Genomic DNA, 23290 nt, shown 5'->3' on the forward strand with positions numbered 1-23290 from the left:
GCCCCCACCCCGCCCTACGGCGAGACGGACAGCACGATGAACGCGGCGAAGATCACCAGGTGCACCCCACCCTGCAGCCGCGTGGCACGACCGGGCAGCACGGTGAGCACCGCCGCGACGATCGTCAGCGCGAGCAACACGATCTGCGACGGCCCGAGCCCGAGCAGCAGCGTCCCCGGCATGAACAGCGACGCGACCGCGATCGACGGGATCGTCAGACCGATCGACGCCATCGCGGACCCCATCGCCAGGTTCAGGCTCGTCTGGATCCGGTTCCGTGCGGCGGCCTTCGACGCGGCGATGCCCTCCGGCAGCAGGATGAGCAGCGCGATCACGACACCGACGAACGACGGCGGGAACCCGACGGCGGCGACCCCGGCCTCGATCGCGGGCGACTCCACCTTGGCGAGCCCGACCACGGCGACGAGCGCGACGACGAGCAGCCCGAGCGACACCATCGTGGTGCGCCCGGACGGGCGTGCGGCGTGGGCGTCCTCGGACTCGACGAGCACCCCGCCGGCACGGTTGACCGGCAGGAAGAAGTCGCGGTGCGCCACGGTCTGCGTGACGACGAACAGCCCGTAGAGCACCAGTGACGCGATCGCGACGAACACCAGCTGCGTCCCCGTGAAGGACGCGTCGTCGGTGCCGGTGGTGAACGTCGGCAGCACCAGGGTCAGCACGGCGAGCGCGGCCACCGTCATGGTCGCGGCGCTGGCGCCCTCCTGGTTGAAGCGCACGGTGTTGTGCCGCAGGGTCCCGATCAGGATCGCGAGGCCGACCAGCCCGTTCATCGTGATCATCACCGCCGAGAACACCGTGTCGCGCGCCAGGGTCTCGGCCTGCGCACCGCCCGAGCTCGACAGCGAGATGATGAGGGCGACCTCGATGATCGTCACGGCGACGGCCAGCACGAGCGAGCCGAAGGGTTCCCCCACGCGGTGCGCGACGACCTCGGCGTGGTGGACGGCTGCGAGCACCGTGACCGCGAGCACGACCGCGACGACGACCACCACGGCGGTGCCGAGCCCGTAGCGGCCGTACGAGAACGCGAGCACGACGGCCGCCAGGATCGGCGTGGCCACGGGCCACACCTTGGGGAACCAGGAGGTCATCGGACCATTGTCTCAACCGCGGGGCGCGTAGACCGCCACCTCGGCCGCGGGGACGTCGATGCGCACCGCGTCGCCGGGGGCGATCCCGAGCGCGGTCAGCCGCGCGAGCGTCAGGTCCGCCACCAGGTCACCGGCCCGCACCCGCACCAGTCCGTCGCGCGGTTCGAGCGACGAGACGGTGCGCGCGGCCCCGGCACCGTCCCGCGTCAGCACGGCGGCCGTCGGGTGGAAGGCGGCCAGGGCGGGCCGGCCGGGAGGCACGGCGTGCGCCCCCGACGCCAGCTCGCCCCCGCCGTCGATCGCGATCCCACCCCTGGTGGCGGTCCCGCGCACCAGCGCGAGTCCGGAGAACGTCGCGGCGAACGCACTCGTCGGACGACCGAGAACGGCCGCGGGGGTGCCCTGCTCGACCACCCGGCCGCCCTCGAGCACGACGACGCGGTCGGCCAGCGCGACGACCTCGACCGGGTCGTGCGTGACGAGCACGGCGGGACGACCGGCGACGGCGGTCCGGAGTGCCGCGCGGACCTCGTCCTGCGCGCCGACGTCGAGCGCCGAGGTCGGTTCGTCGAGCAGCAGCACCGCCGGGTCGGTGGCGAGCGCGCGGGCGATCGCGACGCGCTGCGCCTGTCCACCGGAGAGCGTGTGTGGGTCGCGCGTGGCCAGGTCGGCGACCCCGACGGCGTCGAGCGCGTCGCGGGCGAGCTGCCGGGCCGCGGCGCGACCGGCTCCGGCCGCACGGGGCCCGAAGGCGACGTTCCCGACGACGTCGAGGAACGGGAACAGGTCGGACCGCTGCGCGACGAGTCCGATCCGGCGACGGTGTGCGGGCAGGGTGTGCCGCGGGCTCGAGACGTACACCCCGTCGAGTTCGATCCGGCCGGCGTCGATCGGCAGCAGCCCGGCCAGGGCCTCGAGCACCGTCGACTTGCCCGCACCGTTCGGCCCGATGACGGCCAGGCACTCCCCCGCGCGGACCTCGATCGCGACGTCGACGTCCCGCGTCCCGACGACGACGTGCGCCCGGACGCCCACCGCACCCTCGGCCGTCACGCCAGGGCTCCGCGGGCGCGGAACGACGAGGCCCCGATGACGACGACGGCCACCACGACGAGCACGACCGCCAGGGCCACCGCGGTGTCCGGGTCGACCTCGCGCTGCAGGTAGACCTCGAGCGGCAGGGTCCGGGTGACCCCCTGCAGGCTGCCGGCGAAGGTCAGGGTGGCACCGAACTCGCCGAGCGCCCGGGCGAAGCAGAGCACGAGCCCCGAGACGATGCCGGGCAGGACCCGCGGCGTCGTGACGGTCAGGAACGTCCGGGTCGGCCCGGCACCCAGGGTCGCGGCGACCCGCTCGTAGCGGTCGCCCTCGACGCGGAGCGCCCCCTCGACCGAGGACACCAGGAACGGCATCGCGACGAAGGTCTGCGCGATGACCACCGCCGTCGTGGTGAACGCGATGTGCAGGCCGTGGTCGTCGAGGAACGCCCCGACCACCCCGAGCCGACCGAAGGCCGCGAGCAGGGCGAGACCGCCGACCACCGGCGGCAGCACGAGCGGCAGGAGCACGACGGCACGTGCGACGCCGACCCAGCGCGACCGCGACCGCGCGAACAGCACGGCGAGCGGGTACCCGAGGACGAACGCGACGCCCGTGGCCGCGAGCGCCGTGCCGAGGCTGAGCCCGAGTGCGGTCAGTGACGCGGTGGAGGTCACGAGCCCGACGAACGACGACCAGTCCACCCGGCCGAGCATCGCGAGCACCGGCACGACGACGAACAGCCCGCCGAGCACCGCGGGCAGCGGGAGCCACCACGCGACCGGCGGCCGTCCGTCAGCGCGCGGAGCCACGGCTCAGGGCTTCCCGAAGCCCGCGTCGGCGAGCACGCGCTGCCCGGCGGCGGAGCGGACGTACTCCGAGAACGCCCGCGCGAGCTCCGGGTCCTGGGATTCCCGGAGCACGCCGATCGGGTACGTGTTGACGGCCTTGCCCGACTCGTCGAACGGGACGCCGTCGACCTTGCCCCCGGCCCCTCGGACGTCCGTCACGTAGACGAGTCCGGCGTCGGCCTGCCCGGACTCGACCTTGCCGAGCACGTCGGTGACGGACTGCTCCTCGCTGACCGGCTCGAGATCGACGCCCGATGCGGACTCGACCTTCGCCGTCGCGGCACCGCACGGCACCGGGGCGGCGCACGTGACGAGCTGGACGCCCGGAGCCGTCAGGTCGTCGAGGTTCGCGATGCCCTTCGGGTTGCCCGGTGCGACGGCGATCTCGAGGACGTTCGTCGCGAAGTCCCACGGCGAACCGCTCGCCAGGTCGGTCGACGACAGCTTCGCCATGTTCGCTTCGTCGGCGGACGCGAACACGTCGGCGGGGGCACCGTTCTGGATCTGGGTGACGAGATCGCTCGAGCCGGCGAACGAGAACCGGATCGAGGCACCGGGGTTCGCGGTCTCGAACTGCTTGCCCAGCGTGGTGAACGTCTTCTGGAGGGACGCCGCCGCGAACACGGTGATCGACCCCGACTCCTCGGTGTCCGCGCTCGACGACGAGGACGACGACGACCCCGCCGGAGCGTCCGCGGTGGAACACGCCGACAGGCCGAGCGTCGCCACGACGGCGAAGGGCACGAGCAGCGAGCGGGATCGACGGATCATCGGGGGTCCTCCTGGTGGGCGGGTGCCTCGACCGCGACCATCGTGGCCTTCACGGACGCCACCGCGACGGACCCGACCTCGAGCCCCAGGTCACGGACGGCCTCGGCACTCATCAGGGACACCACGCGGTGCGGGCCGCACTGCAGCTCGACCTGCGCCATCACGGTGTCGACGACCAGGTCGGTGACGATCCCGACGAAGCGGTTGCGCGCCGAGCTCTTCACCGCGGACCCCGGGTCGGTCAGCTCGGAGCTGCGTTCCCGCGCGTACGCGGCGACCTCGTGCCCGTCGACCACGGCTCGCCCAGCGTCGTCCGTGGCACGGGTGAAGGTGCCGCCGTCGACGAGCCGACGAACGGTGTCGTCACTGATCCCGAGGAAGGCCGCAGCGTCCCGTACCCGCAGTTGCGTCATGATCCACCGATCCTATCCGCGGATGCGGCGGCAGAGGCGGTGGAGGTGACCGGACTGGGTCAGGACCGGTGCTCGATCGCCACGGGCAGCCCCTCGCGACGCCAGGCCTCGAAGCCGCCGTCGAGGACCGTCACGCGCCTCCCGGCCGGTTGCCGCGCCGCCCACGCGTCCGCACGGGGTCCGCGTGCGCAGTAGACGACGACCTCGTCCGCACCGGTGTCGTCGGTGACGGCACCGGCGACCACGCCGGCCGCGCGTTCCTCGTCGGTCCGGACGTCGACGACGACCAGCGGGTCCGACGGGTCCGCCACCCTGGCGGCCAGGGCGGACGGCGCGATGCGCGGCGTCGCGGAGGCACCAGGGGCAGGCGCCGGTCGACGCGAGGCGGGCCCGCGGCGGACGGGGCTCTCCGTCCAGCGCCACCGGCGGGCGTCGACGGTCAGCACGCGTCCGAGCAGCGGGTCGCCGCTGCCGGTGACCAACGCGAAGACCTGTCCTGCCATCACCGCACCGACCGCACCGCACAGTGCGGGGACCACGCCGTCGAGGGCGCACGAGCCCTCGTCGGGCAGCGCGTCGGGGTGCAGGTCGTGGAAGTCGACGCCGTCCGGCCCGGCGTCGCGGAAGACGCTGACCTGCCCGTCGTGGCCGAGCACGGTGCCCCACACGAACGGCACGCCGACAACGGCGCAGGCGTCCGAGACGGCCCGGGTGACCACGACCGAGTCGGCGGCGTCGACCACGACGTCGTGTCCGGCGACCAGGTCCGGCGTGAACGACCCGACCACGGCGACCGCGTCGAGTTCCGGGTCGACGGCGACGGCCCGGGCGACCGCGACCTGCGCCTTCGGCGAGCCGACGTCCGCGGCGGTGAAGAGCGTCTGCCTGGCCAGGTTCGAAGCGTCGACCACGTCGGGGTCGACCACCGTGAGCCGACCGATCCCGGCGAGGTACGCGACCACCGGCGCACCGAGCCCGCCGGCCCCGACGACGAGGATGCGCGATGTGGCCAGGCGTCGCAGCCCGGTGACCCCGACGTCGGCGAGCGCGGCGGTCCGCGAACCGAGCTGCGTCCGCCCCGGGGAGAGCGCGGCGGCGGGGGCGACGAGGGGTTCCATCCCGTCATTCTGGCCCGTCGCACCGAACTCCTGCATGTGAGAGTTCAGCGCCCGGACGCGGCGGATCCCCAGAGCAGATCGGTACGGTCGCGGGCGTGAGTTCCCCGCGCACCGGTACCGTCCCGGTCCGACGCACGACGTCGGACGCGTCGGTGCGCGCGCGCTCGCTGGGGCTCGTCGTGGCGGCTGTCCGAGCCCTCGCACGGACCCCCGAGATCACCGTCGGCGCGCTCGGCGTCGTCGTCGCAGCGGCCTTCAGCTGGGTGCCGTCGGTCTGGTACGACGAGGCTGCGACCATCGCGAGCGCACAGCGCAGCTGGCCGGCGCTCTGGGCCGAACTGCAGAACGTCGACGCCGTCCACGGCCTGTACTACGCCGTGATGCACGTCTGGTTCACGCTCGTCGGGTACTCGCCGTTCACGCTGCGGTTCCCGAGCGCGCTGGCCATCGGGGTCTCCGCCGGCCTCGTCGTCGCGCTCGGCCGTCGTCTCGGCGGGGTGCGGCTCGGCGTCGTCTCCGGGATCGTGTTCCTGGTCCTGCCGCGCGTCGCCTGGGCCGGCACCGAGGGGCGCCCGTACGCCACCGTCACGACGTTCGCCGTCGCGCTGACCCTCGTGGGGATCACCGCGGTCCGGCGCACCCGGACCGGGCACCACGCGACCCGGTGGTGGGTCGTCTACGGCCTGCTCGCCGTGGTGGCCGTGCTGTTCAACGTCTACCTGGCCCTGGCCGTCGTCGCGCACGGGGTCGTGCTCCTCTGGACCGCCGTCGCCGACCGTGCCGCACGTCGCGACGCCGTGCTCTCGCAGCGCAGCGGTCCGGTGGTCGCGCCGATGGTCGACCGCGCCGCGTTCGTGCGCTGGGGCGTCGCCGCCGTCGGGGCCGCGCTCGTGGTGTCGCCGTTCATCGTCCTCGCGGCAGGGCAGGCCAAGCAGGTCGGCTGGATCACCGGCGTCGGGTGGGCCACCGTGCGCCAGGTCGTCGCGACCGCCTGGTTCGGTGCCGTCTGGCCGTACGCGGTGCTCGGGTGGGCGCTGATGATCGTCGGCGTCGTGCTCGCCGTCCGGGCCACCCGACGCCCCTCCCCCGCCGCCCGTGACCTGCTGCGGATGCAGGCCGTGCGCGTCGCCGTCCCCCTGACGATCCTGCCCACCGCACTGCTCGTCGGCGCGACCGCGGCCGGGGAGCACCTGTACTCCCCGAAGTACGCCAGCCTGAGCCTGCCGTTCGTCGCGCTGCTCATCGGCCTGGCGATCACGGCGATCCGACCCCGGCGGTGGCTGGCGCTCGCGGTCGTCGGGATGCTGCTCGTGTCGGCACCGACGAGCACGATCGTCCGGCTGCCCCACGCCAAGCAGGACTCGCACTGGGCGAACGCGGCGGCGATCATCGAGCGCGAGCGGGACCGGCGCACCGACCAGAACGAGGGCGTCGTCTTCGGCAGTGTCTGGGAGCACCCGGGCACCACCGCGCAGGTCATCGCCGACTCCTACCCCGAGGCCTTCACCGGGATGCGCGACCTCGCCGTCGCCGAGACCGGTGCCGAACGCGGGCAGCTCTGGAACGTCAACGGGGACATCGCGACGACGGTGCCCCAGCGGATCTCCGGCATCGACACCGTGTGGTTCGTCGGCGGCAAGTCACGGAACATCCGCCCGCAGGTCACCGACACGCTCGTGGCCGAGGGGTTCCACGTCGTGCGCTACTGGCACACCGGCACGGTCATCCTCTGGAAGTACAGCCGCTGACGGTGGCGGTCCAGCCGCTGACGGTGACGGTCCAACCGCCGTCGGCTTCGCCGGGGCGTCGGGTCAGTGCACCACGCGTGCGCCGTGCACCGGGCCGGTGGCGCGGAGTGCGACGAGGCCGGCGGCGCTGAGCTCGACCTGCAGTTCGAGCGCGGCGTCACGGTCACCGACCAGGAACGCCACGGTCGGTCCGCTGCCGGACACCAGGCCGGCCAGGGCACCGGACTTCTCGCCGAGCTCCAGCGTCGCCGCGAGCCGGGGCTGCAAGCGCATGGCCGGTGCCTGCAGGTCGTTGTGCACACAGTCGGCGAGCAGGTCGGGGTCGCCCGCGCGCAGAGCCTGCAGCACGTTCGCCTCGACCACCGGGTGCGACGGCGCCGGGGAGATGTCGGCGCGGTACCGCTCCCGGTGCTCGTCGAGCGCACGGTAGACGGCCGGGGTGCTCAGCCCGTCGTCGCTCAGGGCGAGGACCCAGTGGAACTCGCCCTTGGCCAGCGCTGGGCTCAGCTCGTCACCGCGGCCGGTACCAACGGCGGTGCCGCCGGCGAAGGCGAACGGCACGTCGGCGCCGAGCTGCGCGGCGAGCCGGAGCAGCTCTTCGCGACCGAGCGCGGTGCCCCAGAGCGTGTCGACGGCGAGCAGGGTCGCCGCGGCGTCCGCGGAGCCACCGCCCATGCCGCCGGCGACGGGCACCTGCTTGTCGATGGTCAGCCGCACCCCACCGCGGTGTCCGGCCGCGTCGGCCACGAGCCGGGCCGCACGGATGGCCAGGTTCGACTCGTCGACCGGCACGGTGCTCGTGTCGATCGACCCGGTGAAGGTGACCGAGAAGTCGTCGGCGGCCTCGGCGGTGACGTCCTCGTACAGGGACACCGCCTGGTACGCCGTGGCGACGTCGTGGTAGCCGTCGTCCTGCAGCGCCCCGACGGACAGGAACACGTTGATCTTGCCGGGGGCGCGCGTCCGCACGCGGGTCGGTGCGGCCAACGTGGTCATGCGCCCAACCTATCCCGCTGCGGCTGCCGTGAACCCCCGCGCCAGGTCCGCGGTGATGTCGTCGATGTGCTCGAGGCCGATCGACAGGCGGATGAGGCCGTCCCCCACCCCGGCGGCCGCTCGCTCGGCGGAGGTCATCTGCACGTGGGTGGTCGATGCCGGGTGCACGACGAGCGATCGGACGTCCCCGAGGTTCGAGACGTGGTCGAACAGCTCGAGGGCAGCCACGAACCGTCGGCCCGCGGCGACCCCGCCGGCCAGGTCGAACGACAGCACGGCCGACGGCCCCTTCGGCACGTAGCGCTGCTGCAGGTGGTGCCACGGCGAGTCCGGCAGGCCGGCGTAGTGCACGTGCTCGACCTGGTCGTGGGCGTCGAGCCAGCTCGCCACGGTGGCGGCGTTCGACACGTGCCGGTCCATGCGGAGCGACAGCGTCTGGATGCCCTGCAGCACCAGGAACGCGTTGAACGGTGCGATCGCGGGCCCGAGGTCGGCGGACAGCTTCGATCGGGTGCGCTGGATGAACGCCCGCCGCCCGAACTTCTCGGCGAAGTTCGTGTTCGCGAACCCGGACTGCTCGGTCGTTGCGAGCTGCGGGTAGGCGTCGGCGTGCGCTGCCCAGTCGAAGTTCCCGCTGTCGACGATGAGCCCGGCGATGGCGCTGCCGTGTCCGGCCAGGTACTTCGTCGCGGAGTGCACGACGATGTCGGCGCCGTGCTCGATCGGGCGCACCAGGTACGGCGTCGCGATGGTGTTGTCGACGATGAGCGGCACACCGGCCTCGTGTGCGACCCCGGCCACCCCGGCGAAGTCCAGGACGTCCCCGCGGGGGTTCGGGATGGACTCGCCGAAGAACGCCTTCGTCTCCGGACGCACCGCCGCTGCCCACTCGGACAGGTCGGTCGGGTCCTGCACGAACGTGAAGGTGATGCCGAGGTCCCGCAGGGTCGACGCGAACAGCGTGTAGGTCGCGCCGTACAGCGAGGCGCTCGACACCACGTGGTCACCGGCGCGTGCGACACCGAGCACCGCCAGCGACGTCGCCGCCTGCCCGGACGCCAGCGCCAGCGCACCGATCCCGCCCTCGAGGTCGGCGATCCGGCGTTCGAGTGCTGCCGCCGACGGGTTGTTCACCCGCGTGTAGGTGTGGCCGGGGGCGTCGAGCATGAAGCGCGCGGCGGCGTCCTCCCCCGACGGGTACACGTACGCGGCGCTCTGCGCGATCGGCGGCACGTTCGCGCCCCACCCCGGGTCGGCCTTGAAGCCGGCGCGGATCTGGCGGGTCTCGAACGCCCAGCCGTCCTCGGCGTTGGTCGGCGCGGCACCCATCAGGACTGCGCCCCGACCGACTGCCGGACGAGCGGGATGACCTGCTCGCCGAACCGGTCCATCTCCTCGAGCTGCGGCGAGAACTGCAGCAGGAGCGTGTCGACCCCGGCGTCCTCGAACTCCCGGATGCGGTCGGCCACCTGCGACGGCGTGCCCACGAACCCGGGGCGCAGGCCGCGGTTCGACACCGAGTAGTCCTCGAGCGAGGGCACGTGCTCGAGCTGCGACTTCGAGATGAAGTCCTGGTACGACTCGTACGCCTTGCCGTGCTGCACGTCGGTGATCCGGGCGAGCTCGGCCTGCGCCTCTTCCTCGGTCTCGCGCACGATGACGTACGCGGCCATGCCGAACGCCTCGAACGGCGGCAGGCCGGCGTCGACGCGGCGCTGCTTCATCTCGTCGATCTTCGCGCGGAGCTCCTCGACCGTGCCGCCGTGCGTGACGTAGGCGTCGGCGTACCCGGTGATCGCAGCCTTGCCGGCCTCGCTCTCCCCACCGGCGTAGATGCGCGGCGTCACGCGGGGCTTCGGCTCGAGGTGCGCGTTCTCGATGTCGTAGTACTCGCCCGAGAACGAGTACGGGGTCTCGCGCCACAGGCCCTTCATGACCTCGACGAACTCCGCGGTGCGCTTGTACCGGTCGTCGTGCTCCGAGAAGATCCCGCCGTACTGCTTCGCCTCCTCCGCCCACCAGGCGCTCACGACGTTGAAGGTGAACCGGCCGCACGAGATGTCATCGATCGTCGCCGCCTGCTTCGCCGTCACCGCGGGCAGGTGGTACCCGGGACGCATCGCCGCCATGATCTCCAGGCGCTCGGTCGTCGCCGCGATCGCCGCCGCGAGCGACCACGCCTCAAGCGAGGGCGCCGCCGTGCCCTTGATGTCGTTGAGGTTGAGCTCCGGCACGAGCGTCAGGTCGAAGCCGATCCGCTCGGCGCGCTGCGCCAGGCGCTTCACGTAGTCGAAGGTGACCGGCATGTTCTCGTTGTCGACGTTGCGCAGCCAGCCGCCGAAGAGCGGGGTCCAGTATCCGAATCGCACGTGGGTTCCTTGGGGGGTGTGGGAAAGGGGACTGGAGGCCCGTGGCGGGCCCGCCACGGGCCTCCAGTCCGGTGGTTCTTGCGTTCTCAGGCCGTGAGCTGCGCCGCGTACTCCGCTGCCAGCAGGCCACCGAGGTACTTCGCGATGGAGCGCGGGCCGGAGGCCGGCGCGGACTCCTCGACCGCGGGGTTGTAGTTCGTGTTCGTGTTGATGTCGTAGACGACGGTGCGGCCGTCCGTCGTCTCCATGAACTCGACGCCCGCGATGGTGACGCGCTGGTCGGCGAGGAACGTGCGGAGCTGCTGGACCAGCGGGTGCTCGGCGGTGATCTCGGTCCGGACGGCGAACGCCGGGGGCGCACCGGCGGTCTCGGTGCCGGGGACGTCGCAGACAGCACCCGCGATGACCTGGGGCACCTCGCACGCGTCGGCGGGGCAGAGCTCGAAGCTGCCGGCGCTGGTGTCGACGCGGACCGCGTACACGAACTCGCCGCCGACGAACTCGACGCGGGTGATGAAGGGCTCGCGGGCCGTCAGGTACTCCTGCAGCAGGGTGATGCCGTCGACCGGGGCCTCGAACTCGGGGCTGTCGACGTAGGCGTCGAACTCGGCGAGCGAATCGAACCGCCGCACGCCCAGGCCCTTGCCGCCCTGGTTGTGCTTCGTGATGAAGGGGACGTCCTGCCCGTCGGTGAAGGTGCGGGCGGCGTCCTTGAGCGTCGTCGTGCCGAACACGGCGGTCGTGCGGGGCACGTCGAACCCGGCCTGCTGCAGGAGACCGTGCTGCGCGACCTTCGACACCTCGAGCTCGAGCACGTGGCTGCCGCCGACGACCTGGCGGCCGGCACGCTCGAGCCAGCCGAGGATCGCCCGGGTGTACTCCTTGCTGTGCTCGTGGCCGCGGGTGTGGGAGCTCGCGGACATGCGGCTCCAGTAGACGCCGGGGGCCGGCTCGGCCGCGAGGTCGATCTGCCCCTCGGTCAGCAGGATCTCCTCGACCGGGACGCCCTCGGCCTCGAAGGCAGCGGCGAGCGGGGGGAACCACTCGGGGTTCTCGTGGATGACGTACACGCGCGGAGTGCTCACGCCCCCACCCTAGGCACGGTATACCGCACGTGCCCAAGTGTGTGACGTGGCGTTGCTTCTCGGGGGGGGGCACGGTGCGCGCTTGTTCGGTCGGTGCGAGGTTGGTCGCTCGGTGGCGGACTGTAGGGCGGCACCGAGCGGTCAACGATGCACGGGCTCACCAACCGCGCACCGTGCGGGGTCGACCAACCTCGCACGAGCCGAGCGAACCCGCACCGTGCGCCGTGTCAGCCGGCGAAGGTCTGCTGTCCGACGACGCCGAGGAGCTCGAGCTTCTGCGCGTCCTCTGATCCTGGAGGCGCGGTGAAGAGCAGCAGGGCCTGCGCCTGGTCGTCGGTGTGCAGCACCTGGCAGTCGACGGTGATGCGGCCGAGCTCCGGCTGCACGATGGTCTTGTTGTCCGACCAGCGCGTGGCCACCTCGTGCTTGGCCCAGAGGTCGCGGAACTCGGCACTGCGCGTCTGCAACTCGGCGATGAGTTCCGTCGCCCGGCGGTCACCCGGACCCGCGAGCCCGACGGCCGCCCGGAGCGACGCGACCACCACCCGACCCAGCCGCTCGTGCTGCTCGGGTGCGTACTTCGTGAGCTCCTCACCCGTCACGAACCACCGCCACGCCTGGTACCGGCGGTTGCCCGGCAAGCCGACCGAACTGGTGAGGAGCGCCGCCGCGAGCCGGTTCTCGACCAGGGTCTCGCCCAGGTGACTGACGACGATCGCCGGGGTGTCCTCGAGCCGGTCGAGCACCCGCAGGATCGCCGGGTCGACGTGGTCGGCGCGGTGCATCCGGGTCGGGGCGTTCTGCCCGGACAGGTGGAACAGGTGGTCGCGCTCGTCGAGGCTGCACCGCAGGGCCCGGGCGATCGCGGCGATCATCTGCTCGGACGGCTGCGGTCCGCGCTGCTGCTCGAGTCGCGTGTAGTAGTCGACGGACATGCCGGCGAGGGCAGCGACCTCTTCGCGGCGGAGCCCCGGGGTCCGGCGTCGTGGACCCTGCCCGAGACCGACGTCCTCGGGGCGCAGCAGCTCGCGGCGACGGCGGAGGAAGTCGGCGAGCGCGGCACGGTCCATGGGTCGATTGTCGTCCGCTTCCTGCACGGGTGCCAGGGATCGCCGATCCCCCGATGACCGCGCTCTGGTTGCGACCCTGTCCACGGAGCATCGTGGTGGTCATGGACATCACGAACTCCACCGTCTTCATCCCCGGCGCGACCTCGGGCATCGGTCTCGCGCTCGCCCAGCGCCTGCAGGCCGCCGGCAGCACCGTCGTCATCGGCGGCCGCCGCCAGGCGCTCCTCGACTCCCTCGCTACCGAGCACGGCTTCGGCACCGTGCAGATCGACGTCGCCGACGCGGCGTCCATCGAAGCCGCCGCCACCTCGGTGCTCGAGGCGTACCCGTCGCTCGATGCCCTGATCACCATGTCCGGGATCATGCGCGACGAGGACCTCCGCGACCCCGAGCACATCCACGACGCCCTCGAGCTCGTCCAGACGAACCTGGTCGGCACGATCCGCCTCATCGACGCGTTCCTGCCGCACCTGCTCGCCCAGCCCTCGGCCACCCTGATGACCGTCACCTCCGGTCTCGCGTTCGTCCCGCTCACCGCATCACCGACGTACAGCGCGACGAAGGCCGGTGTGCACGCCTACACGCAGGCCCTCCGTCAGCAGCTCGTGGGGTCGTCGCTCGAGGTGCTCGAGCTCGCCCCGCCGGCCGTCATGACCGACCTGATGGGCGGCGCCGACTTCGGTGGGATGCCGCTCGACGCCTTCGCCGACGAGGTCATGGCGCTCATCGAGTCCGGCGCTGCCCCGGAGATCCTGGTGCAGAACGTGCACCCGCTGCGCTTCGCCGAGCGGAACGGCAACCACCAGCAGATCCTCGAGATGATGGCGTCCCGCGAGCACTGACCCGGGTGGTCGGCCGACGTCCGTGAAGTGCGGGGTTCCGTGTTCGGTGCGAGGCACTTCGGCTCGCACCGACCACGGAACCTCGCACCATCGCGGTCAGCTGGCCCGCAGGCGACGCGCCAGCTGCGCACCCGGCGCCAGGCGTGAGAAGGAACTACTCCGCAGCCGCCAGGACCGTCCGCCCGAGCCGCACGAAGTCGTCCACACCGATCGCCTCACCGCGGGCGGTCGGGTCGATACCCGCCGCCGTCAGGACCTCGGACGCGTGCGCACTGCCACCGAGCACCCCGGACAGGCTCTGCCGCAGCATCTTGCGCCGCTGCTGGAACGCCGCGTCCACCAGCGTGAACACCCGCGACCGCAGGAGCTCGTCACCCGGGGGCTCGTGCCGGTCGAACGCCACCAGGACACTGTCGACGTTCGGCACCGGCCAGAAGACCTGACGGCTCACCAACCCGGCGGTGCTCCACGACCCGTACCAGGCGGCCTTGACGCTCGGCGAACCGTAGACCTTGCTGCCCGGACCGGCGGCGAGCCGGTACCCGACCTCGGCCTGCACCATGACGAGCGACCGCTCGATCGACGGGAAGGTCGCGAGCAGGTGCAGCAGCACCGGCACGGAGATGTTGTACGGCAGGTTCGCGACGAGGTGCGTCGGCTCGACGTCGAGGTCCGCGGCGGCGACGGTCATGGCGTCCTGCTGCACGACCGTCAGCCTGGCGTCCGGCTGCATCGACGACACCGTCGACGGGAGCTTGGCGGCCAGGCGCTTGTCGATCTCGACCGCGGTGACGGGGGCGCCGCTCTCGGTGAGCCCGAGCGTCAACGACCCGAGCCCCGGCCCGATCTCGAGCACCCGTGCCGACGGGGTCACACCGGCGACGGACACGATGCGCCGCACGGTGTTGGCGTCGTGCACGAAGTTCTGGCCGAGCTTCTTCGTCGGGGTGACGTCGAGTTCGGCCGCGAGCTCCCGGATCTCCGCCGGGCCGAGCAGTGCGCCCACGACTACTCGTCCACCGTCACGGGCTCGGCGTCCCACGCGCCGTAGACGAGCTCGGTGTTCGAGGCGATCTGGGCCGCGAGCATCGAGGCGTCCGTGCCCAGCGTCTCCGCCATCGACCGCAGGGTGAGCGGGATGAGGTACGGCGCGTTCGGGCGACCACGGAACGGGGTGGGCGTCAGGAACGGTGCGTCGGTCTCGATCATGATCAGGTGCCGCGGGGCGACGACCAGGGCTTCACGCAGCAGTGCGGCGTTCTTGAACGTCACGGTGCCGGCGAACGACATGTACCAGCCGCGCTCCGCGCAGAGCCGGGTGAGGTCCGGGCCGCCGGAGAAGCAGTGGAAGACGGTCCGCTCCGGGGCACCCACGCGGTCGAGGACCTCGACCACGGCGTCGTGCGCGTCACGGTCGTGGATCGTCAGCGCGAGGTCGTGCTCCTTCGCGATGCGGATGTGCTCCTCGAACGAACGGACCTGGGCGTCGCGGCCGTCCTCGCCGGTGCGGAAGAAGTCGAGACCGGTCTCACCGATCGCCCGGACCCGCGGCAGCGCGGCGAGCCGTTCGATGCCGGCGAGGTGCTCGTCGAGCAGCCCCTGTTCCTGCAGCACGGGCGCTTCGTTCGGGTGCAGCGCGACGGCCGCCAGGACCCGGGGCTCCCGAGCGGCGATCGACGCGGACCACTCCGAGGTGGCGAGGTCCGTGCCGACCTGCACGACACCGCGCACGCCGACGCTCGAGGCACGGTCGAGGTGCTCGCGGTACTCGAGGGGACCGTCACCCCCGTCGCCGACACCGTCGGCGATCTCCATGTGGGTGTGGTTGTCGTACACCGGCACGACGAGCGCCTGCGGCAGCGGCGGGTACGTCAGGTCGCGCTTCGAGCCACCGGACCCCCCGTCCCCGCGGGACCGGACGTGCGACTCGGCGTCGGTCACGCGGAGACCTGCTCGATCCGGGGGAACAGCCCGCTCTCGAGCGGCACCACGTGCGACGCACCCTGCCACTCGTACGCGCGGTCGACCCGCTGCTCGGCGACGGACCCGCCGGCGCCGATCGAGGCCCAGAGCTTCTCGGTCGCCTTCGGCATGACCGGGGACAGCAGGACGGTGACGGTGCCGAGGCCGCGGAGCGCGGTGGTCAGGACCGTGCCGAGGCGCTCGCGGTTGACGTCGTCCTTCGCCAGGGCCCAGGGCGCCTGCTCGGTGATGTAGCCGTTCAGGGCGTCGACGAGCTCCCACACGCTCGCGATCGCCTCGTGCGGGGCGAAGGCGGCGATGGCGGCGTCGGCACGCTCGGTGACCGAGACGGCCAGGGCGTCGATCGCCTGGTCGGACTCGGTCAGCGCACCGAGCTCCGGGACCTCGCCGTCGCAGTACTTCTGCAGCATGGCGACCAGGCGCGACGCCAGGTTGCCGTAGCCGTTCGCGAGCTCGGCCTGGTAGCGCGCCGAGATGTCTTCCCAGCTGAAGTTGCCGTCCTGCCCGAAGGTGATGGCGCGCAGGAAGTAGTAGCGGAAGGCGTCGGACCCGAACGTGTCCGTGATCTCGGACGGCGCGATGCCGGTCAGCTTCGACTTGGACATCTTCTCGCCGCCGACGAGCAGCCAGCCGTGGCCGAAGACGCGCTCCGGCACCGGCAGCCCGGCGGCCATGAGCATCGCGGGCCAGATGACGGCGTGGAAGCGGGCGATGTCCTTGCCGACGATGTGCACGCTCGGCCAGAGGCGCTTGAAGGCCTCGTCGTCGTCGGTGCCGTAGCCGAGCGCCGTGACGTAGTTGAGCAGGGCGTCGAACCACACGTACAGCACGTGGTCGCTGTCCCAGGGGATCTTGATGCCCCAGTCGAAGCTGGAGCGCGAGATCGACAGGTCGCGGAGCCCCTGCTTGACGAACGAGATGATCTCGTTGCGGACGCTCTCGGGCTGGATGAACAGCGGGTTCGACTCGTACAGGTCGAGCAGGCGCTGCTCGAAGTCGGACATCCGGAAGAAGTAGTTGCGCTCAGCCAGGACCTCGACCGGGATCGAGTGGATCGCGCAGACCTGCTGGCCCTCGTACGCACCGGTCCCGGCGACCAGGTCGCTCGGCTGCTTGTACTCCTCGCAGCCCACGCAGTAGAAGCCCTCGAACTCACCGGCGTAGATGAAGCCGTCGTCGTACAGCTTCTGCAGGAACGCCGTCACGCCGCGCTCGTGCCGCTCGTCGGTGGTTCGGATGAAGTCGTCGTTCGCGACGTCGACCGTGTCGAGCAGTGGCTTCCAGGCGTCGTTGACCAGCCGGTCGGCCCATTCCTTGGGCGAGACGTCGTTCGCCGAGGCGGTGCGCAGGATCTTCTGCCCGTGCTCGTCGGTTCCGGTGAGCAGCCAGGTGTCGTCACCGCGCTGCCGGTGCCAGCGCGCGAGGAAGTCCGCGGCGACCTCGGTGTAGGCGTGCCCGATGTGGGGCACGTCGTTCACGTAGAAGATCGGCGTGGTGATGCTGAACGAGGACCCGGCGGACATGCGGACCATCCTACGGGCGCACCGAACCCTGATGACGCGTGCGGCGGTGGACTGTGGAGAACCGGGTCCGGGAGGCCCGTGACGGGCCCGCCCCGCGCCTCCAGACCGGCGGATGCGAACGTGACGAGCCCCGCTCAGCGCGCCGCGAGCGCCCCTTCGTAGAGGTCCCGCTTCGACAGCCCGGTCGCGTCCGCGACCGCCGCGGCGGCCTCCTTCATGCGCATGCCGGCGGCCACCCGCTCGAGCACCAGGCGTACCCCGTCGTCGAGCGTGGCTTCTTCCGTGGCCTCCGCGGCGCCGGCGACGACGATGCAGATCTCACCCCGGACACCCTCGGACGCCCACGCGACGAGTTCGTCCAGCGGCCCACGGCGGACCTCTTCGTACAGCTTCGTGAGCTCACGGCAGACCGCGGCGCGTCGGTCGTCCCCGAACCCGACGGCCATGTCCGCCAGGGTCTCGGCCAGCCGGTGCGGCGACTCGAAGAACACCATCGTCCGCTGCTCCCCCGCCAGCGCCTGGAACGCCCGGCGGCGCTCGCCGGCCTTGCGGGTCGGGAACCCCTCGAAGGTGAAGCGGTCGGTGGGCAGCCCGGACACGGCGAGCGCCATGAGCACGGCCGACGGCCCGGGCAGGGCGGTGACGGTGACCCCGGCGGCCGCGGCGGCCTCGACGAGGGGGAAGCCGGGGTCGCTGATCGCGGGCATGCCGGCGTCGGTCAGGACCACGACGTCCTCGTCGCGGGCGAGCTCGATGACCTCGGACGCCTTCGCCCGCTCGTTGTGCTCGTGCAGGGCGATGAGCCGCGGACGGTTCTCGATGCCGAGGGCGCGCATCAGGTGGATGGCGGTCCTGGTGTCCTCCGCCGCGACGACCGTGGCGTTGGAGAGGGTCTCGACGAGACGGCGCGAGGCGTCCCCGAGGTTGCCGATGGGCGTTGCTGCGAGGACGATCACGCACCCATTGTCCCCGCACCGCGACGCCAGCGCGGCCCCGGGGCGGCCGCGGGGCGGCTGCGTCGGCGCGAGCAGCCCCGTCGCAGCGGGGACATGTGGTCGATCCGTAGGATGCTCAGCGATGACCAGCGAGCTGACCGACGACCGCACGGCCGTGCCCGACGGGCCGGTCGGCTCGCGCCTGGACGACTGGTGGGGGCGGGTGCTCTCCACGTCGCAGCGCGTCGCCGTGTGGCGGTGGACGGGTCCGCTCGCGGTGACGCTCCTCGCCGCCGTGCTGCGGCTGGTGAACCTCGGCACCCCGCACTCGCTCGTGTTCGACGAGACGTACTACGTCAAGGACGGCTGGTCGATCGTGCACCTCGGGTACGAGGGCACCTGGCCGGCGAACCCGAGCGGGGACGGCGCCCCGACGACGGACGACCGGTTCGTCCGCGGTGAGACGGACGTCTTCACGAGTGCCGCGGAGTTCATCGCGCACCCGCCGCTCGGCAAGTACCTCATCGGCCTCGGGATGCTGCTGTTCGGGGCGGACAACTCGTTCGGCTGGCGTTTCACGGTGGCCGTGCTCGGCATCGCGACGGTGTTCCTCACCGCCGTGATCGCCCGGTCGCTGTTCCGTTCGACGATGATCGGCACGCTCGCCGGGTTCCTGCTCGCGATCGACGGGCAGGCGATCGTGATGTCGCGGGTGACGCTCCTCGACGGCATCCTGACCTTCTTCGTCATCCTCGGGTTCGGGGCGCTGCTGCTCGACCGTCGGCACGGTCAACGGCGGCTCGACGAGTGGGTCGCCGCCCGCGCCGCCGCGGGCCGGACCACCCTGTGGGGGCCGGTGTTCTGGTGGCGCCCGTGGTTGTTCGCGATGGGCCTGGCACTCGGGCTGGCGGCGGCGACGAAGTGGTCGGGGATGTACTTCCTGGCGTTCTTCGCGGTGTACTCCGTGCTGAGCGACATGATGATGCGCCGCCGCGCCGGGGTGGAGTTCTGGTCGTCGAGCGCGCTGCTGCAGCAGGCACCGGTGTCGTTCCTGCTGACCGTGCCGATCGCCGCGGTGACCTACGTGGCGTCGTGGACCGGCTGGTTCGTGTCGAAGGACGGCTGGGACCGCAACTGGCTGTCCTCGGGCGGCGACCGCTGGACCGGGCTGCTCGCCTGGGTGCCGGACAGCCTGCAGAACTGGTGGCACTACCAGTCGGAGATCTACGCCTTCAACATCGGGCTGCACACCCCGCACTCGTACCAGGCGAACCCGCTGCTCTGGCTCGTGATGCAGCGCCCCACGTCGATGTTCTACGTCGGCACGGACGCCGGGCAGGACGGCTGCTGGGCGAACCGCTGCGGCGAGGCGATCACCGGCATCGCGAACCCGTTCATCTGGTACGCCTCGGTCATCGCGACGGTGGCGCTGCTCGTGCTCTGGGTCCTGCGTCGGAAGTGGGAGTACGGCTTCGTCCTGCTCGGCGTCGCGGCGGGGTACCTGCCCTGGCTGATGTACGTCGACCGAACGGTGTTCCAGTTCTACACGATCGCCTTCGAGCCCTACATGGTGATGGCGCTGGCCGCCGCGATCGGGTTGGTGCTCGGCAGGCGGAGCGACGAACGGTCACGACGGTCGCGGGCGATCCTGTGGGTCGGCGTGTACCTGGGCGTCGTCGTGCTGGCCTCGGTCTACTGGTACCCGATGTGGACGGCGATGCAGGTGCCGTGGGACTTCGTCCGGTCGCACTACTGGATCCCCAGCTGGCTGTAGCCGGTCCGGCAGGGCTGGCAGGTCCGGCCGGTCTGGTCGCGTCCGTCGCGCTGGGCGCTCTGGTGGCGACCACCGCCGGACTGGAGGCCCGTGGCGGCGCCGCCACACCTCCCTCGCAAGCTCGGTCGGCGCGGCCCGCGTGACGCTTCGCGTCACCGCTGAGCGGTCCGCGCCAGTCCGTCCGTGGTCAGGACTGCGCGTGCAGCGCGCGCTCGATCGACTCGCGGTCCAGCGGGTCGCCGAGCATCGGCGCGGTGTCGTCCGCGCCAGGCAGGACGCCCTGGATCAGGAGTTCCGCGTAGCGGCGCCAGGCATCAGGGTCGTGCTCACGGGTGGCGTCGGCGACCGCACCGACCATCGCGGTGAGCATCGGCAGGTCCCGGTAGTCGAAGCCGGGGCGGACGACGCCGGCGGTCTCGGCGCGGCCGATGATCGCGGCGACCTGGCGTTCGAGCCGGTCGCGCTCCTGCACGATGGACGGACGGGCCTTGCCGGCACGGACGATGGCGTCGGCGAGGGCTCGGTCGCGTGCACGGAACGCGAAGACGCCCATCAGGTACACCCGGAGCGCCTCGCGCGGGTCGGACACGTCCGCGGCGCGCGCTGCGGCGTCGTTCATGGCCTCGAACTTGGTGGCGAGCAGCGCCTCGATCAGGGAGTCCTTGTCGGCGAACCGTCGGTAGACGGTGCCGACCCCGACGCCGGCCTCGTGCGCGATGTCGTTCAACGTGACGGAGAGCCCGCGCTCCGCGAAGCACTTGCGTGCCGTCTGCAGGATCAGCTCGCGGTTGCGCGCTGCGTCGGCGCGCAGCGGTCGCTCGAGGTCGGACGCGGACTCGGTGGTGCTCACGATCCGACCGTAGTTGCACTTTCTGGGAACAAGTGGATGCCCTCCTTCCGTTTCGGTCTACACTGACCACAAACGGATGCATCGCATCCGGTTTCGTCACCACCACATCTCGGGAGTGCCCGACGGCGCGCACCTCCACCCCACCCTCCAACCTTCTCGAAGGAGGCTGCCGTGACGGCAGAACACACCGTGCCGACCCCCACCGGGACAGCACCCACGACTCCGGGCACCACCCCCGCCAAGAGCAACCACCGCTGGATCGCCCTGGCGGTCATCGCCCTCGCACAGCTGATGGTCGTGCTCGACGCGACCATCGTGAACATCGCCCTGCCCTCGGCCCAGGCCGACCTGGACTTCGGCACCGACCAGCGGCAGTGGATCGTCACCGCGTACTCGCTGGCCTTCGGTTCGCTGCTGCTGCTCGGCGGTCGTCTCGGCGACCTGTTCGGGCGCAAGAACACCTTCATCATCGGGCTCGTCGGATTCGCCGTCGCCTCGGTGCTCGGTGGCCTCGCCGACTCGTTCGGCCTGCTCGTCGCGGCCCGCGCACTGCAGGGTGTCTTCGGCGCGCTGCTCGCCCCGTCCGCGCTCGGCATGCTGACCACCACGTTCCGCGACCCCAAGGAACGCGGTCGCGCGTTCGGCATCTTCGGTTCCATCGCCGGCTCGGGTGCGGCCATCGGCCTGCTGCTCGGCGGCGTGCTGACCGAGTACGCCTCGTGGCGCTGGTGCCTCTACGTCAACGTCGTCTTCGCCGTGCTCGGCGTGATCGGCGCACTCGTCTTCATGGAGAAGCCGCCGAAGGTCGAGCGTCCGCGCATCGACGTGCTCGGCGTCATCACCATCACGCTCGGGCTGGTCGGCGTCGTCTACGGGTTCTCGAACGCCGAGACGAACGGCTGGGACTCCCCCGTCACGATCGCCATGCTCGCCGGCGGTGTCGTGCTGATCGCCGCGTTCGTGTTCATCGAGACCCGCGTCGCCCACCCGCTGCTGCCCCTCCGCGTCGTGCTCGACCGTGACCGCGGCGGCTCGTTCATCGCGATCGGCCTGGTCGCGATCGGCATGTTCGGCATCTTCCTGTTCCTGACGTACTACCTGGAGCAGACCCTCGGGTTCAGCTCGCTGCAGACCGGTCTCGCGTTCCTGCCGATGCCGCTGTCGATCATGATCTCGGCGACGCAGATCGGTGGCCGCCTGCTGCCGCGCGTCGGGCCGAAGGTGCTCATCTTCGCCGGTGGCCTGGTCGCCGCGACCGGGCTCCTCCTGCTGCTCCGCACCGACCTGGACAGCTCCTACGCGGGCACCGTCCTGCCGGCGCTGATCGTGATCGGCCTCGGCATGGGCACGATCTTCTCGTCCGCGATGAACACCGCGACGACCGGGGTCGCCCGGGCCGACGCCGGTGTGGCCTCGGCGACGGTCAACACCATGCAGCAGATCGGTGGCTCGATCGGTACGGCGCTGCTGTCGACGATCTTCGCCGACGTGGTGTCGAACAGCCTGTCCGGGCTGACCGCCGCCCCGACCAAGCTGCAGCAGGCCCAGGCGACGCTCGACGGGTACCACGTGGCGTTCGGCATCTCGGCCGGCGTGCTCGTGCTCGTCGCCCTGGCCGGCGGACTGCTCATCAACCGGCAGTCGGTGCGGGTCGAGCGGCTCGCCCGTGCCGGGTCCGCCACGACCGGGAGCATCCCCGCCGCAGCGCACTGACGCTGGCGGTTCGCTCCGCGTCTTCGGCCCGTTCCGGTTCTGCCGGGGCGGGCCGTCGTGCGTGTGGGGCTGCGGGGCGGCGACACCCGTTCCACGACGATCCACCTGTCGAACGACGCGTGCATCGTCGATCGATGCGCACGCACTCGGTGCCTGCGGTTGCGCCGTGTGTCCACGTCCCTGGCCCACGTCAGGGGTGCGGATTATGGTGTGCGACATGGCCCCCGTCCTGACCTCACCACTCGTGTCGACGCAGTGGCTCGCAGACCACCTCGGTGCTGACGAGCTCGTCGTGCTCGACGCCTCGGTGCACACGGTCGGGGCCGGGTTCGACACCACCTGGCTCCCCGGTCGGGACGCCCACGAGCAGCGCGGCCACGTGCCCGGCGCCCGCTTCGCCGACCTGATCGACGACTTCTCCGCCGCCGACGCCGACGTCCCGTTCACTCGCCCCGGCGCCGAGCGCTTCGAGGTCGCCGCGGCACAGCTGGGCGTGACGAACACCTCGACCGTGGTGGTCTACGACGACAGCGTCGGCGAGTGGTCGGCACGCCTGTGGTGGATCTTCCGTTCGTTCGGCTTCGACTCCGTCGCGGTGCTCGACGGCGGCTTCACGAAGTGGCGCGACGAGGGCCGCCCGGTCCGCGTGGGCGCGCTCCACACTCGCGCGACGCCGTCCGACCCCGATGCCGGTGCGTTCCTGGCCGGCGAAGAACGTGCGCTCTGGGCCGACCACGATCGCGTCACCCGTGCGGTCTCCGGCGAAGAGCCGGCATCCCTGGTGTTCGCCGCGCCCTGGGCGGCCCTCGGCGACGACCACCCGCCGATCGTGCCGGGCAGCACCCCGATCACGGCGGACACCCTGGTGGACCCCGAGACGAACGCGTACCTGCGCGGCGCCGAGCTCGAGCGGGCCTTCGCCGCGGTGATCGGTGCCGACGAGATCGTCACGTACTGCGGGGTGGGCAGCGCCGCGTGCGTCGACGCCCTCGCCCTGACGGTGCTCGGACACGACCGGGTGAAGGTCTACGACGGTTCGCTGGCCGACTGGTGGCGGCACGAGCAGCTCGCCTCCTGACGGAACCGATCGCGGAAC

21 protein-coding genes are annotated in these 23290 nt (G+C 71.8%); 5 read left to right on the forward strand and 16 right to left on the reverse strand.

Features of this window, described 5'->3' with window-relative positions:
- Positions 1-14: 14 nt before the first annotated feature.
- The 6 genes from DEJ01_RS11815 to DEJ01_RS11840 are packed head-to-tail and all read right to left on the reverse strand — an operon-like array spanning position 15 to position 5306.
- Positions 15-1115: a calcium:proton antiporter gene (locus tag DEJ01_RS11815; protein ID WP_017888287.1), complete on the reverse strand. Its 1101-nt coding sequence runs from the start codon at positions 1113-1115 to the stop codon at positions 15-17.
- 12 nt (positions 1116-1127) lie between these two features.
- Positions 1128-2168, reverse strand: coding sequence for an ABC transporter ATP-binding protein (locus DEJ01_RS11820; RefSeq protein ID WP_258375702.1), 1041 nt, complete (start codon positions 2166-2168; stop codon positions 1128-1130).
- Positions 2165-2965 (reverse strand): ABC transporter permease, encoded by an 801-nt coding sequence (locus DEJ01_RS11825; RefSeq protein ID WP_111093072.1) that lies wholly within the window; start codon positions 2963-2965, stop codon positions 2165-2167. The genes DEJ01_RS11820 and DEJ01_RS11825 overlap by 4 nt, the downstream gene beginning before the upstream one ends.
- A gap of 3 nt (positions 2966-2968) precedes the next feature.
- A complete protein-coding gene (gene modA / locus DEJ01_RS11830; RefSeq protein ID WP_111093073.1) occupies positions 2969-3775 on the reverse strand; it encodes a molybdate ABC transporter substrate-binding protein in 807 nt (268 codons plus the stop codon).
- Positions 3772-4188, reverse strand: coding sequence for a molybdopterin-binding protein (locus tag DEJ01_RS11835; protein WP_111093074.1), 417 nt, complete (start codon positions 4186-4188; stop codon positions 3772-3774). The genes modA and DEJ01_RS11835 overlap by 4 nt, the downstream gene beginning before the upstream one ends.
- Before the next feature lie 59 nt (positions 4189-4247).
- On the reverse strand, positions 4248-5306 hold the full coding sequence (locus DEJ01_RS11840; protein ID WP_181438432.1) for a ThiF family adenylyltransferase: 1059 nt from the start codon (positions 5304-5306) through the stop codon (positions 4248-4250).
- 95 nt (positions 5307-5401) lie between these two features.
- Between DEJ01_RS11840 and DEJ01_RS11845 the strand changes: the two genes are divergently transcribed.
- Entirely contained in the window at positions 5402-7054 is a 1653-nt protein-coding gene (locus tag DEJ01_RS11845; RefSeq protein ID WP_111047261.1) for a glycosyltransferase family 39 protein, read from the forward strand.
- 63 nt (positions 7055-7117) lie between these two features.
- On the opposite strand, the gene DEJ01_RS11850 is transcribed toward DEJ01_RS11845, so the two are convergent.
- The 5 genes from DEJ01_RS11850 to DEJ01_RS11870 all read right to left on the reverse strand — a co-directional run bounded on the left by DEJ01_RS11850 (position 7118) and on the right by DEJ01_RS11870 (position 12574).
- Entirely contained in the window at positions 7118-8050 is a 933-nt protein-coding gene (locus DEJ01_RS11850; RefSeq protein ID WP_111093076.1) for a 4-(cytidine 5'-diphospho)-2-C-methyl-D-erythritol kinase, read from the reverse strand.
- A gap of 9 nt (positions 8051-8059) precedes the next feature.
- On the reverse strand, positions 8060-9379 hold the full coding sequence (locus DEJ01_RS11855; RefSeq protein ID WP_111093077.1) for an O-acetylhomoserine aminocarboxypropyltransferase/cysteine synthase family protein: 1320 nt from the start codon (positions 9377-9379) through the stop codon (positions 8060-8062).
- A complete protein-coding gene (locus DEJ01_RS11860) occupies positions 9379-10419 on the reverse strand; it encodes an LLM class flavin-dependent oxidoreductase (protein ID WP_071406522.1) in 1041 nt (346 codons plus the stop codon). Before DEJ01_RS11860 ends, DEJ01_RS11855 begins: the two co-directional genes overlap by 1 nt.
- Positions 10420-10505: 86 nt before the next feature.
- Complete coding sequence (locus tag DEJ01_RS11865; protein WP_111047263.1) at positions 10506-11504, reverse strand: RimK family alpha-L-glutamate ligase; 999 nt, start codon at positions 11502-11504, stop codon at positions 10506-10508.
- Between the two features lie 227 nt (positions 11505-11731).
- The gene (locus DEJ01_RS11870; RefSeq protein WP_111030775.1) at positions 11732-12574 is read right to left on the reverse strand and encodes a helix-turn-helix transcriptional regulator; all 843 of its coding nucleotides are present in this window, start codon (positions 12572-12574) and stop codon (positions 11732-11734) included.
- 101 nt (positions 12575-12675) lie between these two features.
- On the opposite strand from DEJ01_RS11870, the gene DEJ01_RS11875 reads away from it, so the two are divergent.
- Positions 12676-13416 (forward strand): SDR family oxidoreductase, encoded by a 741-nt coding sequence (locus DEJ01_RS11875; RefSeq protein WP_111087864.1) that lies wholly within the window; start codon positions 12676-12678, stop codon positions 13414-13416.
- A gap of 154 nt (positions 13417-13570) precedes the next feature.
- Here DEJ01_RS11875 and rsmA read toward each other — a convergent pair whose 3' ends face one another.
- From rsmA to rsmI, 4 genes are all read right to left on the reverse strand, one after another.
- A complete protein-coding gene (rsmA, locus tag DEJ01_RS11880) occupies positions 13571-14422 on the reverse strand; it encodes a 16S rRNA (adenine(1518)-N(6)/adenine(1519)-N(6))-dimethyltransferase RsmA (protein WP_111093078.1) in 852 nt (283 codons plus the stop codon).
- A gap of 2 nt (positions 14423-14424) precedes the next feature.
- Positions 14425-15357, reverse strand: coding sequence for a TatD family hydrolase (locus DEJ01_RS11885; RefSeq protein WP_111093079.1), 933 nt, complete (start codon positions 15355-15357; stop codon positions 14425-14427).
- Positions 15354-16922: a methionine--tRNA ligase gene (gene metG / locus DEJ01_RS11890; RefSeq protein ID WP_111093080.1), complete on the reverse strand. Its 1569-nt coding sequence runs from the start codon at positions 16920-16922 to the stop codon at positions 15354-15356. Before metG ends, DEJ01_RS11885 begins: the two co-directional genes overlap by 4 nt.
- A 134-nt stretch (positions 16923-17056) precedes the next feature.
- The gene (gene rsmI, locus DEJ01_RS11895) at positions 17057-17878 is read right to left on the reverse strand and encodes a 16S rRNA (cytidine(1402)-2'-O)-methyltransferase (protein WP_111093081.1); all 822 of its coding nucleotides are present in this window, start codon (positions 17876-17878) and stop codon (positions 17057-17059) included.
- A 121-nt stretch (positions 17879-17999) separates the two neighbouring features.
- Here rsmI and DEJ01_RS11900 point away from each other — a divergent pair, with 121 nt between their 5' ends.
- Positions 18000-19631: a dolichyl-phosphate-mannose--protein mannosyltransferase gene (locus tag DEJ01_RS11900; protein WP_111093082.1), complete on the forward strand. Its 1632-nt coding sequence runs from the start codon at positions 18000-18002 to the stop codon at positions 19629-19631.
- Positions 19632-19818: 187 nt separating this feature from the next.
- Here DEJ01_RS11900 and DEJ01_RS11905 read toward each other — a convergent pair whose 3' ends face one another.
- Positions 19819-20481, reverse strand: a complete 663-nt coding sequence (locus DEJ01_RS11905; protein WP_181438433.1) for a TetR/AcrR family transcriptional regulator — start codon at positions 20479-20481, stop codon at positions 19819-19821.
- A 171-nt stretch (positions 20482-20652) separates the two neighbouring features.
- On the opposite strand from DEJ01_RS11905, the gene DEJ01_RS11910 reads away from it, so the two are divergent.
- A complete protein-coding gene (locus tag DEJ01_RS11910) occupies positions 20653-22194 on the forward strand; it encodes an MFS transporter (RefSeq protein WP_027466052.1) in 1542 nt (513 codons plus the stop codon).
- 217 nt (positions 22195-22411) lie between these two features.
- Positions 22412-23272, forward strand: coding sequence for a sulfurtransferase (locus DEJ01_RS11915; RefSeq protein WP_181438434.1), 861 nt, complete (start codon positions 22412-22414; stop codon positions 23270-23272).
- Positions 23273-23290: the final 18 nt, after the last annotated feature.

The organism is Curtobacterium sp. MCLR17_040 (assembly GCF_003234735.1).
In the GTDB taxonomy this organism is placed as follows: domain Bacteria; phylum Actinomycetota; class Actinomycetes; order Actinomycetales; family Microbacteriaceae; genus Curtobacterium; species Curtobacterium flaccumfaciens.

Bases quoted from the DNA above. Each gene is read 5' to 3' on its own strand.
- DEJ01_RS11815 (WP_017888287.1), bottom strand. From the start codon at position 1,115: ATGACCTCCTGGTTCCCCAAGGTGTGGCCCGTGGCCACGCCGATCCTG.
- modA (WP_111093073.1), bottom strand. From the start codon at position 3,775: ATGATCCGTCGATCCCGCTCGCTGCTCGTGCCCTTCGCCGTCGTGGCG.
- DEJ01_RS11835 (WP_111093074.1), bottom strand. From the start codon at position 4,188: ATGACGCAACTGCGGGTACGGGACGCTGCGGCCTTCCTCGGGATCAGT.
- DEJ01_RS11840 (WP_181438432.1), bottom strand. From the start codon at position 5,306: ATGGAACCCCTCGTCGCCCCCGCCGCCGCGCTCTCCCCGGGGCGGACG.
- DEJ01_RS11850 (WP_111093076.1), bottom strand. From the start codon at position 8,050: ATGACCACGTTGGCCGCACCGACCCGCGTGCGGACGCGCGCCCCCGGC.
- DEJ01_RS11855 (WP_111093077.1), bottom strand. From the start codon at position 9,379: ATGGGTGCCGCGCCGACCAACGCCGAGGACGGCTGGGCGTTCGAGACC.
- DEJ01_RS11870 (WP_111030775.1), bottom strand. From the start codon at position 12,574: ATGGACCGTGCCGCGCTCGCCGACTTCCTCCGCCGTCGCCGCGAGCTG.
- DEJ01_RS11875 (WP_111087864.1), top strand. From the start codon at position 12,676: ATGGACATCACGAACTCCACCGTCTTCATCCCCGGCGCGACCTCGGGC.
- metG (WP_111093080.1), bottom strand. From the start codon at position 16,922: ATGTCCGCCGGGTCCTCGTTCAGCATCACCACGCCGATCTTCTACGTG.
- DEJ01_RS11900 (WP_111093082.1), top strand. From the start codon at position 18,000: ATGACCAGCGAGCTGACCGACGACCGCACGGCCGTGCCCGACGGGCCG.
- DEJ01_RS11915 (WP_181438434.1), top strand. From the start codon at position 22,412: ATGGCCCCCGTCCTGACCTCACCACTCGTGTCGACGCAGTGGCTCGCA.